This is a genomic window from Arthrobacter sp. B0427-1-12, assembly GCF_059092905.1.
In genome coordinates this window covers 83,429-94,852 of record NZ_JBNHIC010000002.1, presented here as the reverse complement: position 1 = coordinate 94,852, position 11,424 = coordinate 83,429, and the positions used below count along the sequence as shown (strand labels likewise).

Genomic DNA, 11,424 nt, shown 5'->3' with positions numbered 1-11,424 from the left:
TTGGAGCCGCCGCTGTCTACAGGCGATACCGCAGCCAGACCAGACCGCCGTCCAGCGTCTCGCTGGAGGCAAGCGTGAGGGCGGCGGGCACAGCTCTACGCCAGAGCCGCAGACCATGGACACCGACCAGGCAGGGGTGGATGAGCAGGCTGACTTCATCGAGCAACCCGGCGGCCAGCAACGCTTCGATCAGGGCACCGCCGCTTTCCACGCGGACCACGTGGACACCGTGGCACCGGCCCAGGAACTCCAGGACGGCAGCCAGGTCCACGCGGCTTTCGCCGGCTACCAGTTCAGCCACAGCGCGGCCGGGCGGGCGCGGCGGCGTCGCCGCCGAGTGCAGCGCCAGGACATCCCGCCAGTGGCCGACGTCGCGCAGCGCCTCCCACTGGCGCACCCGGCCCCGTCCGTCGACGACGGCGAGCAGCGGACCGTCCCCCGCAGGTCCGGGGCGCGGAGCCACAGTCAGTGCCGGTTCCTGGGCCAGGATCGTCTCCGCGCCGGCGAGGGTGGCATCTTCATGCCAGGCGCTGATGAGCCGGTAGAACTGTGCCCCGTCCGGAACGAATCCCGTTGTCGCCCCGTCGACGGACACCGCCACGTGGGCTACCACGTACGGACGCTGCTGCCGGTTGGGAATGCCCGCTGGCATAGTCCAGATTCTAGAATCGAGGCGAAAGCTACGGAAGCCGTCCCGCCTGAACCAGCTTGACCACAACCACGGAGGATCCATGTTCCCGTCCCGCATCATATCCGCGCCAATGGCCGGCGGCCCCACAACCCCGGAGCTCGTGCTGGCGGTGGGCCGGGCCGGCGGGCTGGGATTCCTGGCCGGGGGCCTAAAGACCCCGGAGCAGCTGCGCGGCCAGATCGGCTCGGTCCGCGCCGCCGGCACCGGGTTCGGCGTGAACCTGTTCGTGCCCAACCACGGGCAGCCGGATGAGTCGGAGCTGCAGCGGTACCGCGGCCAGCTGCAGGCGGATGCCCGCCGCTATGGGGTCGATATTCCCGCCGTCCACCCGGACGACGATGCCTGGCAGGACAAGCTTGAGCTCCTGCTAACCGACCCCGTTCCCTTCGCCAGCTTCACCTTCGGCCTTCCGCCCACGGACACCGTCGCGGCCCTGCGGAAGCGCGGCACGGTGGTAGTGGCCACGGTCACCAACGGGGCGGAAGCGGCCCAGGCTGCCGAGGCCAGCGTGGATGCCTTGGTGGTCCAGCACCCCCACGCCGGCGGGCACAGCGGCACCTTCACCCCGCGGGACCCCCGCCCCGAAGCCGCCGCCGACGCCGCGGAGCTCATCCGGATCATCAGCCGGACCTGTGCCCTTCCCCTGATCGCCGCCGGCGGCATCGCGGACAGGACAGCAGCCCGGAACGCCCTCGCAGCGGGAGCGGCCGCAGTCCAGCTGGGCACGCTGTTCCTGCGCACCGAGGAGAGCGGCGCCAGCCCGCTGCACAAGGCCGCCCTGGCGTCCGGCCGGTTCACGGAGACTGCGGTGACCCGCGCCTTCAGCGGCCGGCCCGCCCGCGGACTCGCCAACCGGTTCATGCGCGAACACGCCGATGCCCCGCACGGCTATCCCGCTGTCCAGCAGCTGACCTCCACCATCCGGAAGGCCGCCGTAGCCGCCGGCGATGCCGACGGCGTCAATCTCTGGGCCGGCACCGGTTTCCGCCAGGCGCGCGAAACCGGGGCAGCCGAGGTCGTCACGGACCTGCTCGGCCAGCTTGACTGAAGCAGCCGCGGCGGCCCGCTACAGCGCACAGGCGCGGCAGCAGACAGACGCTGCAGCCTCCCGGCATGCACATAATGGTCCGGTGAGCATCATCCGCAATGCCATCTACGTCAACGGCCTCCGCACGGCCGATCCTGCCAGCCTGGACCAGACCTACAAGACGCTCCAGGACCGCGGCGGCATGGCCTGGATCGGGATGTACCGTCCCTCGCCCGAGGAGGTCGCCTCCGTAGCTAAGGAGTTCGGCCTGCATGCGCTGGCGATCGAGGACACCATTTCCGCGCACCAGCGGCCCAAGCTGGAACGCTACGCCGACCACCTCTTCACGGTGCTGCGCCCGGCCCGGTACATCGACCGGGACGAAGTGGTCGAGATCGGCGAACTGCATGTCTTCACCGGGCCGGACTTCGTCATTACTATCCGCCATGCGGAAACCGGCGGCGTCGCTCACGTGCGGGACCGGCTCGAGGCGGCTCCGGAACTGCTGCGGCTGGGCCCGGAGGCAGTCCTGTACGCGCTGATGGACCAGGTGGTCGACGACTACGCCCCGGTGGTGGCGGGACTGGAAAACGATATTGACGAGATCGAGGACCAGCTCTTCTCCGGCGCCACGGACGTCTCCCACCGGATCTACCAGCTGCTGCGGGAAGTGGTCGAGTTCCAGCGTGCGGTCGAGCCGCTCTCCGGGATGATCGAGTCCCTCTCCCGCGGCTTCGACAAGCATGAGGTGAAGATGGAGCTGCGGCACTACCTGCGGGACGTGGATGACCATGTCCAGCGGGTCATCGCCCGCGCCGACACCTTCCGCAATACACTGCAGAACGCCCTGACCGTGGACAGCACGCTGACGGCGGCGCGGCTCAACGAAACCAGCGTGGCCCAGAACGAACAGATGAAGCGGATCTCCTCCTGGGCGGCCATCCTCTTCGCCCCCACGGTCGTCGGGGCCATCTACGGAATGAACTTCGACCACATGCCGGAACTTCACTGGACCTTCGGCTATCCGATGGCGATCGCACTCATGCTGGCCATGACCGGCGGCCTGTATGCCATCTTCAAATGGAAACGGTGGCTGTGAGCCGCGGCGTGCCTGCCCCGCCCTGTTTGCCTTGGTACGTACGACGCCGGTAGAACTGTCAAATGGGCAGCTCACCACGGTCACGGCTCCGGTTCCGCATCGGACGCGCCGCCGCTGCGGCGTCGCTGCGGGACGGTATGCTCGCCGCTGCCTCGGCGGAGGGCATCGAGCCGGACCAGCAGCAGCTGGAGGCGCTCGACCGGCTGGCCGCACTGGGGGCCGCCATCTCGACGGGTGTCGCCGCGGGCGTCTCCGCAGGCCACCCGGCTGCCCACCTGTATCTCTGGGGTCCCCCGGGGCGGGGCAAGAGCTGGCTGATGAATGTCTTCCACCAGGCCGTTCCGATCGACCGCAAGCGCCGCCTGCACTTCCACGATTTCTTCCGCGAGCTCCATGCCCGCACCCACGCGGCCGATACCGGCAACAGCAGCATGTCCAGCGCCTTCGACCAGGCGCTGACGGACCTGCTCGGTAACTCCCGGCTGCTGTGCTTCGACGAATTCCACGTCCAGGACGTGGGTGACGCGATGTTTGCCAGCAGGCTCCTCAAAGAGGTCTTCGCCCGCGGAATAACGCTGGTCTGCACGTCGAACTACGCACCGCACCAGCTGCTGCCCAACCCGCTGTACCACGATATTTTCCTGCCTACCATCAGTTTGATCGAGCAGGAGATGCAGCTGGTCCCCGTGGCCGGCCCGGTCGACTACCGGACCGTGCCGGGTCGGCCGGAGCATGTGGACGGCGCACGGGGATTTGCCGCCGGCAGCTTCCTGGTGCCCGGCACCGCTGCCCAGCTGGCCGCCGTCGGACTCCTGGCTCCGGAACCGGCCGAACGAACCCGGCTGCAGCCGACAACGCACGCGCTCACCGCGCTCCGGGCGCAGGGCCGGCAGCTGTGGTTCAATTTCGCGGATCTCTGCGAACAGCCCTCGGCAACGCAGGACTACCTGGCCTTGGCCGAGGCCTTCGACCACTGGATTATCAGCGATGTTCCGCCGCTGGACGAAGCCGGCGCAGACGGCTGGCAGCGCTTCAGCAACCTTGTGGATGTGCTTTATGACGAGGACCGCCGCCTGGACCTGGTCAGCTCGGCCCCCCTGGACATTGCCCATCCGGGAATTGCCCATCCCATCGATGTGGCGCGCATCGTCAGTCGGCTGTCGCTGCTGGCCCACCGGTCGGAACCGGTGTTCCCTGCGTGCCGGGAAGCGGCGCGGTGAGCATGCGCGAGGCCGGCGAACGGCTCCGGCGGCTGCTGGCCGCCAGCGGGAGCACCACGGCGGATTCCGACGGCGCCACGGACATCGGCGGCACCGGCAGCAGCGGGCGCAACGAAATAAGGTCCGCCCGCTGGTTCCTGGACCGCGCCTACGAGCGTTCCTTCGCCGAAGACCCCCGGGGCGCCATCCGGAATGCCGAACTCGGCATTGCCGCCGCCGGGAACGACGTCGGGATGCAGGTCCGCCTGCTCGGCATCCTGATTGCCGTCCAGGCCAACGCCGGCGCGGAAGACGCCGCGCTGGACAGCCTGCGCCGCCGGCTGGAATTGCTGCGCGCGGCCGGCATGGATCTGCAGGCCGACGTCGAATCCCGCCTGGGCCTGCTGCTCTTCCGCGAAGCTACCGAGGCCGAACTGCCGCGGCTGACCGCCGAGCTGGAGCGGCTGGACGCCATGGGGCACCGGGACGGAACGGAACACCGCAACGCCATCACCGCGGATGTGTGTTCCGCGATCGCCGTCGTCCATGAGGAAGCAGGCCGCAGCGCGGAGGCGCTCCCCCTGCTGCAGCGCGCGGTGCAGCTGTACCGGGCGTCCAACCATGCCGACGGCGTCGCCGGTTCCCTGATGTACCTGGCCCACTGCCTGGTGGAGCTGGACCGCGAAGAGGAGGCGCTGGACATCAGCGGCCAGCTGCTGGCCATGGACCTCAACCGGGCGCTGCGGGCCTCCGTCCTGCTGCAGCGGGCCAAGCTCGGCCTCGGCACCCCCTCACGGTCCGAAGCGGCCGGTGCCGATGCCCTGGACGCGCTGGAACTCTACCTGGCCACCGGCATCCGGACCGGTGCCATCGCCGCCGGCACCCTGATGGCACAGCTGCTGGTCGGGGCCGGCCGCCATGCGGATGCCGCCGCGGCCCTGCGGATCGCCGTCGACCAGGCCGAGCGCGGCGAACACCCGGTGCTGGCGCCGCTGAAGCTCAATCTGGGCAAAGCCCTGCTCGAGGCTGAAGAGTACGGCGCTGCGGCCCAAGTGCTGGCCGAAGTACTGCTGCTGCAGCGCCGCTCGGGCACGAACGGGCTCGAGCTGGCCGATACCTTGGCCAGTCTGGGCCGTGCCCACCGCCACAGTGAGGACCATGCCGCCGCCCTGCATGCCTGGCAGGAAGCTAACCGCCTCTTCCGCAGCGCCGGGGCGCATTCCGAATCCGCCCGGATGCTGCTGGCCATCGGCACCCTGCTGGCCGAGGACGGCCGGCAGCAGGAAGCCATTGCCGCCTTCCGGGCCGCCGTCGATACCGCCCGAAAAGCTCAGGACAATCCCGCGGCGCTGCCCGAATCCCTGCATACCCTCGGCTATGCCCTCTGCGAGGCGGGCGACCCCGAAGGCCTCGACCGGCTGGACGAGGCCATCGACCTGGCCCGCAGTTACGGCGCCGCCTGGTTCGCGGCGGACTTCACTGACAGCCGGGCGCGCGGCCTGTGGGTCCTGGGTCATGGGGAGCAGGCGGTGACTGCGGCCCTGAACGCGGCGGATCTGTACGCCGCAGCCGGTGACGTCCCCGCCGCGGGAAACGCCGAACTGTTCGCCGCCCGTGTGCTCACCGGCCTGGACCGCGCCCGGGATGCCGTGCCCATCTTCCGCAACGCCCTGGACCACACCGGGGACCAGCAGGCGCTGGGCATTGCCGTGAACCTGGAGCTGGCAGCCGCACTGGACACCCTCGGCAGGGCGGCGGAGGCCGAGGCGGCGCGCGCCGCCGCCAACGAACTGGACCACCGGAACGACGACGGCGCAGGCGGGGCGGACACCGGCTAGGGCAGTGCCGGCTCAGGAAAACCTCAAGGTGGATTCCGAATGATCGGAGGCAGCAACCGATACGCCTTACCTACGGAGCGGCCTCATGGCATTGAATGCGCACACCCTGGTCCAGGATCTCACCCAGCTGAACCGCGGCGACGAAATCGAAGCCCGGCAGCACGACGTTGTACATTACCGCGGAATGGTGATCGACACCGCTCCAGGCCTGGGAGTCGTCTGGATCAGCGAAGACCTGCTGGGGTCCCGGAAGCTGCTTCACCTGGACGAATACAGCATCTGGCGCCGGGAGGGCTAGCCGCCGGGATAATCCGGGCACCGTCCCGGCACACAACCCGGTGCGGGTATTGGAGTCCGCGCGGTATAGAGTCTATGGGAGCTTGTTTCCCGACCGCACACAGGTGGTACCCCCAATGCCGCACGCCCGGCCCTCCTCCCGCGTAACCATTTCCACGGCGGCAGCGGCCGCCGTCGTACTTTTGGCCACGGCCTGCAGTCCCGGCCAGGAGCCCGAAGCTACCGAGCCGGTCTCGGGCGGCCACTTGGTGTACGCCTCCGGCGACGCGGAACCGACCTGCCTGGATCCGCACGTGGGCGGCAATTACCCGCAGGCGCTCGCGGCCACCCAGTTCCTGGAGCAGCTGGTTTCCCGGGACGCGGAAGGCCGGATCATTCCCTGGCTGGCCACCGGGTGGGAGGAGAGCGAGGACGGGCTGAACTGGACTTTCACGCTGCGTGAGGATGTCAGCTTTACCGACGGCACCCCGCTGAACGCGGAGGCGGTGCAGGCCAACATCGAGCACCTGCAGGACCCGGCCACCGCGTCCTCCACCGGCTTCCTGGCCCTGGCCAAGGTGACCGGCACCGAAATCGTGGACGACCACACGATCCTGTTCAACCTGAACCAGCCCGACAGCGCCCTGCTGGAATCCCTCACCCAGCCGTGGCTGGCCATCCAGTCCCCCGCCGCGCTGCAGCGGCCCGCCGCGGAGAACTGTGCCGCGCCGGTGGGGACCGGCCCGTTCAAGGTCGAGTCCTGGGTAAAGCAGGATGCGATCACCTTCACCCGGAACGAGGACTACAACTCCCCGCCCGCCGACGCCGCACACCAGGGACCGGCCTACCTGGACTCCATCACGTGGCGCTTCATCCCCGAATCCGCTTCCAGGTATGCCGCGCTGCAGGCCGGGGAGGTCGACGTGATCGACAACGCCCAGCCGGATACCCTCGCGGCGGCCGAGCAGAACGGCTCGCTGGTGGAGCTGAACGCTCCCCGCCCGGGTGCCTCCAACCGGATCGAGCTGAACTCCGGCCAGGCGCCGTTCGACGATCCGCTGGTCCGCGAGGCCTTCATCCGTTCCGCCGATGTGGATTCGGCCATCGACGGCCTGTTCTTCGGTACCGCACCGCGGTCCCACTCGCCGCTGTCCAGCATCGAGGCCCTGGGCTATTCCGACCCGGAGCTTTTCACTTATGACCCGGAAGCGGCCAAGCGGCTGCTGGATGAGGCCGGCTGGACGGAGACCGACGCCGAGGGCTACCGGGTGAAGGACGGCCAGCGGCTGACCCTTGACTTCCCCGTCAGCACCAACCAGTCGATCCCCGCCGAGCAGTCGCTCTTCGAGCAGATCCAGGCCACGGCCAAGGAAGCCGGCTTCGAGGTCAGGCTGCACCCGCTGGACCTGTCCAGCTGGTACAGCGCACTCGGCAAGAGCGAATACGACCTGGTCAGCGCCCCCTACTCCAAGGTGGGACCGGACGTGCTGCGCATCCTCTACCACTCCGCCGGAACGATTCCGGCGCCCAGCGGGTACTTCGCCAATCTGTCCAAGCTGAAGGATCCGCAACTGGACGCGATCCTGGAGGAAGCCGGCCGGGTTACCGACGAGGCCCGGCGCGCGGAGCTCTACGAGCAGGCACAGAAGATGATCCTTGAGGGCTTCTACATCCTGCCGCTGTACGACCAGCAGAACCACTATCTGCACCGGGCCGAGGTGCAGGGCCTGCGGGCCATGCCGCACGTGTCCACCCCGACGTTCCACGACGCGTGGCTGAGCAGCTAAAAGTCCGTTTGCGGCCGGCTTCCCGCTGGCTCGCGGCCAAGGCCCTGGGTGCGCTCTTCGTGCTCTGGGCCGTGGCCACGCTCATTTTCTTCGCCATCCGGCTCATCCCCGGAGACCCCGCCGAAGCCATCCTCGGCGGACCCGGCTCGCAGGCCTCCGCGGAAGCTGTTGCCCAGGTCCGCGCGGAGTATGGCCTCGACCAGCCGCTGGCGGTGCAGTATTTCCTGCAGCTGGCCCGCCTGGCGCAGCTGGACCTGGGCCAGTCCTATTCGCTGCGGCTGCCTGTCTCCGAACTGATCGCGGACCAGCTCCCCGGTACCCTGCTGCTCTCCGTTCTGGCCCTGGCGCTGGCCTGGCTGCTGGCCCTGGGCCTGGCCGGCTGGTCGACGCTCAGCGGACGCGCCGCAGCACTGGTGGCCTCCGGCCTGGAAATCGCCGGCGCCGCCGTGCCGCACTTCTGGCTGGCCAGCCTGCTCATCCTGGTCTTCAGCAACAGCCTGGGCTGGCTGCCCCCGGTCAGCACCGGCACCGCCGCCGGCCTGGTGCTGCCGGTGGCCACGCTCGCGCTGCCGCTGGCGGGCTTCCTGGGGCAGGTCATGCGGGAATCCATGCTCAACGCCATGACGTCCCCGTTCGCACTGTCCGCCCGGGCCCGCGGCGAAACGGAGAACGGCGTACTCTTCCGCCATGCGCTGCGCCACGCCGCACTGCCCGGGATCGCGCTGTCCGGCTGGGCCTTCGGCTCCCTGGTCAGCGGCGCGGTGGTGGTGGAATCCATCTTCGCCCGGCCGGGCCTGGGCCGGACGTTGCTCAACGCCGTCACGCTGCGCGACATCCCGCTGGTGACCGGCGTGGCACTGGTCTCCGCGCTGGCTTACGTCGTCATCATGGCGCTCAGCGACCTGGCCGAGCGCATCGCCGATCCGAGGCTGCGTGCGGCATGACCGAAATCCTGCCCGTATCCGCCTCCCGGCGCCGCCCGCCGGCGGTGGGCTTCGTGACAGCGGCGGCTGCCGCCGTCGTTGTTTTCCTGGCCCTGGCCGCGGCTTTCCCCGGCCTGCTGACCGCCACGGATCCGCTGGCGATCAACCCGCGGGACGCCTTCGAGCCGCCATCAACCGAGCACTGGTTTGGCACCGACGAGTCCGGACGGGACATCTATGCGCGCGTGGTCCACGGCGCCCGCACCTCGCTGCTGATCGGAGCTGCCGCCACCGCGATCGGGCTGGGCCTGGCCGTCATCCTGGGCACGGTCGCAGGGCTCGCTGGCCGGAGACTGGACTTCGGCGTCGGCCGGCTCCTGGAGGTGATGTTCGCGCTGCCCGGCCTGCTGCTGGCGCTGGTGTTCATCGCCCTGGCCGGTCCCGGCGTGGTGACCTCCGTGGTCGCCGTGGGCCTGTCCACCGCCCCCGGCTACGCGCGCATCATCCGCGGCCAAATCCTGCAGGTGCGCAGCTCCGCGATGGTGGAGGCCGCCGTCGTGCTGGGCAGGCCGCGCTGGCGGCTGCTGCTGCGGCACATCCTGCCCAACGCACTGTCCCCGATCTTCATCCTCGGCACGCTCGGCCTGGGGCAGGCCGTGGTCTGGGCGTCGTCGCTCAGCTTCCTGGGCCTGGGCGCGCCGCCGCCGGCCGCCGAATGGGGCTCCATGCTGTCCGCCGGCCGGACCTACCTGGCCACCGCATGGTGGATGACATTCTTCCCCGGCCTCTTCATCGTCCTGACCGCCGCGTCCACCACCCTGCTGGGGCGGGCGCTGCAGCGCCGGCTGGCGGAACGGTGAGCGGCGGAACGGTGAGCGGCGGAACGGTGAGCGGCGGAACGCTGCCCAGGGATGACGACGCCGGCACCCCGGTGCTGCAGCTGGAGAACCTTTCCGTCCGCTTCGGGCGGGCGGACCCGGTAGTGTCCGGAGTCTCGCTGTCGCTGGCGGCCGGCCGCTGCCTGGCGCTGGTGGGCGAATCCGGCTCCGGCAAGAGCGTCACCGCCCGCGCCGTCGCCGGGCTCGCGGGCGCCAACGCGTCCGTCGACGCCGACCGGCTTGAGCTCAATGGCCGCTCCCTGCAGGGGCTGTCCGCCCGGCAGTGGCGGGCCGTCCGCGGCCGACAGGTGGGTTTCGTGCTGCAGGACGCGCTGGTGTCGCTGGATCCGCTGCGCACCATCGGCCGGGAAATCGACGACGCCCTGCGCCTGCACACCCGGCTTGGTCCGGCCGAGCGGCGTTCCCGCGTGCTGGAACTGCTGCACGACGTGGGAATGGACAACCCGCAGCTGCGCGCCGGCCAGCGGGCCGGCGAGCTCTCCGGCGGGCTCCGCCAGCGGGCGCTGATCGCCTCCGCGCTGGCGCTGGAGCCCGCGCTGCTGATCGCCGATGAACCCACGACGGCCCTCGATGCCACCATCCAGGCCCAGATCCTTCAGCTGCTGCAGACCTTGCAGCGCCGCGGCACCGCCGTGCTGCTGATCAGCCACGACCTGGCCGTCGTCGACCAGGTCGCGGATGAGGTCGCCGTCATGACGCAGGGGCGGATCGTGGAGGCCGGGCCCACCCGCACCGTCCTCGGCGCTGCCCGGCACCCGTACACGCAGCGGCTGCTGCAGGCCGTGCCGGCGGAGCATCCCCGCCGCTCGCGGCTCTCCCCCGGAACCCTCAGCCTGTCCGAACGCTGGCTGGACGAAGCCGGCGCGGCAGGTGCTGGGGATTCCGGCACAACCGGTGGTTCCGCCGTCGTTCTGGAAGCCACGGACCTGAGCAGGACCTACCGCACGCCGGGCCGGGACGGGCTGTTCCTGCGGGCGCTTGGCGGAGTGTCCTTCACGCTCGGCGCCGGCGAGACTCTGGGGATCGTGGGCGAATCCGGGTCCGGCAAGACCACGACGGCCCGCCTGGTGCTGGGCCTGGAGGCCCCGGACAACGGCGAGGTGCGGCTTTTCGGTGAACCATGGAGCAGCGTTCCGGAGCAGCAGCGCAGGGCCCGCCGCTCTCAGATCGGCGCGGTGTACCAGGATCCGCTCAGTTCCTTCGACCCGCGGCTGACAGTGGGGCAGACGCTCGCCGATGCCCTCAGCGGCGGGCGCACCATCCGGGCGGGGCAGTGGCGCGGGCAAGTCGACGAACTGCTCGAACTCGTCGGGCTCTCCCCCGCCTTGGCCGACCGCGGACCCCGGACCCTGTCCGGCGGCCAGCGCCAGCGCGTCGCGATCGCCCGCGCGCTCGCGCCGCGGCCACGGATCGTCGTGTGCGACGAACCCGCGTCCGCCCTGGACGTCTCGGTGCAGGCCCAGATCCTGGACCTGCTCGACGAACTCCAGGACCGGCTGTCGCTGAGCTATCTGTTCATCTCGCACGACCTGGGGGTCGTCCGCCATATGAGCGACAGAGTCGCTGTCATGCAGCGCGGACGGATCGTGGAGGAGGCCACTGCAGAGGAGCTCTTCACCGCGCCGCGGCATCCCTATAGCCGGCAACTGCTCGATTCCACGCCGCGGCTGCGGCACTGAGGTGTC

10 protein-coding genes are annotated in these 11,424 nt (G+C 70.0%); 9 read left to right on the top strand and 1 reads right to left on the bottom strand.

Features of this window, described 5'->3' with window-relative positions; genetic code table 11:
- Nucleotides 1–16 precede the first annotated feature (16 nt).
- Complete coding sequence (locus AC5RWU_RS02640; protein WP_494028085.1) at nt 17–652, bottom strand: RibD family protein; 636 nt, start codon at nt 650–652, stop codon at nt 17–19.
- A 79-nt stretch (nt 653–731) separates the two neighbouring features.
- Between AC5RWU_RS02640 and AC5RWU_RS02635 the strand changes: the two genes are divergently transcribed.
- The 9 genes from AC5RWU_RS02635 (at nt 732) to AC5RWU_RS02595 (ending at nt 11,418) form a co-directional block, all read left to right on the top strand.
- Nucleotides 732–1,739 (top strand): nitronate monooxygenase, encoded by a 1,008-nt coding sequence (locus AC5RWU_RS02635; protein WP_494028086.1) that lies wholly within the window; start codon nt 732–734, stop codon nt 1,737–1,739.
- 82 nt (nt 1,740–1,821) lie between these two features.
- Complete coding sequence (corA, locus tag AC5RWU_RS02630; protein ID WP_494028087.1) at nt 1,822–2,817, top strand: magnesium/cobalt transporter CorA; 996 nt, start codon at nt 1,822–1,824, stop codon at nt 2,815–2,817.
- A 62-nt stretch (nt 2,818–2,879) separates the two neighbouring features.
- Nucleotides 2,880–4,037 carry a cell division protein ZapE gene (zapE, locus tag AC5RWU_RS02625; protein ID WP_494028088.1) on the top strand — a complete coding sequence of 386 codons (1,158 nt, stop codon included), beginning with the start codon at nt 2,880–2,882 and terminating at the stop codon, nt 4,035–4,037.
- Nucleotides 4,034–5,854, top strand: coding sequence for a hypothetical protein (locus AC5RWU_RS02620; protein WP_494028089.1), 1,821 nt, complete (start codon nt 4,034–4,036; stop codon nt 5,852–5,854). The genes zapE and AC5RWU_RS02620 overlap by 4 nt, the downstream gene beginning before the upstream one ends.
- Before the next feature lie 85 nt (nt 5,855–5,939).
- On the top strand, nt 5,940–6,152 hold the full coding sequence (locus AC5RWU_RS02615; protein WP_494028090.1) for a hypothetical protein: 213 nt from the start codon (nt 5,940–5,942) through the stop codon (nt 6,150–6,152).
- 115 nt (nt 6,153–6,267) lie between these two features.
- Nucleotides 6,268–7,917, top strand: a complete 1,650-nt coding sequence (locus AC5RWU_RS02610; RefSeq protein ID WP_494028091.1) for an ABC transporter substrate-binding protein — start codon at nt 6,268–6,270, stop codon at nt 7,915–7,917.
- On the top strand, nt 7,902–8,861 hold the full coding sequence (locus AC5RWU_RS02605; protein WP_494028092.1) for an ABC transporter permease: 960 nt from the start codon (nt 7,902–7,904) through the stop codon (nt 8,859–8,861). The genes AC5RWU_RS02610 and AC5RWU_RS02605 overlap by 16 nt, the downstream gene beginning before the upstream one ends.
- Nucleotides 8,858–9,700, top strand: coding sequence for an ABC transporter permease (locus AC5RWU_RS02600; RefSeq protein WP_494028093.1), 843 nt, complete (start codon nt 8,858–8,860; stop codon nt 9,698–9,700). Before AC5RWU_RS02605 ends, AC5RWU_RS02600 begins: the two co-directional genes overlap by 4 nt.
- Nucleotides 9,697–11,418, top strand: coding sequence for a dipeptide ABC transporter ATP-binding protein (locus AC5RWU_RS02595; RefSeq protein WP_494028094.1), 1,722 nt, complete (start codon nt 9,697–9,699; stop codon nt 11,416–11,418). Before AC5RWU_RS02600 ends, AC5RWU_RS02595 begins: the two co-directional genes overlap by 4 nt.
- The last annotated feature ends 6 nt before the right edge of the window (nt 11,419–11,424 follow it).

Coding starts and splice junctions, on each gene's coding strand:
- AC5RWU_RS02640 (WP_494028085.1), bottom strand. CDS start 652: ATGCCAGCGGGCATTCCCAACCGGCAGCAGCGTCCGTACGTGGTAGCC.
- AC5RWU_RS02635 (WP_494028086.1), top strand. CDS start 732: ATGTTCCCGTCCCGCATCATATCCGCGCCAATGGCCGGCGGCCCCACA.
- zapE (WP_494028088.1), top strand. CDS start 2,880: ATGGGCAGCTCACCACGGTCACGGCTCCGGTTCCGCATCGGACGCGCC.
- AC5RWU_RS02615 (WP_494028090.1), top strand. CDS start 5,940: ATGGCATTGAATGCGCACACCCTGGTCCAGGATCTCACCCAGCTGAAC.
- AC5RWU_RS02610 (WP_494028091.1), top strand. CDS start 6,268: ATGCCGCACGCCCGGCCCTCCTCCCGCGTAACCATTTCCACGGCGGCA.
- AC5RWU_RS02600 (WP_494028093.1), top strand. CDS start 8,858: ATGACCGAAATCCTGCCCGTATCCGCCTCCCGGCGCCGCCCGCCGGCG.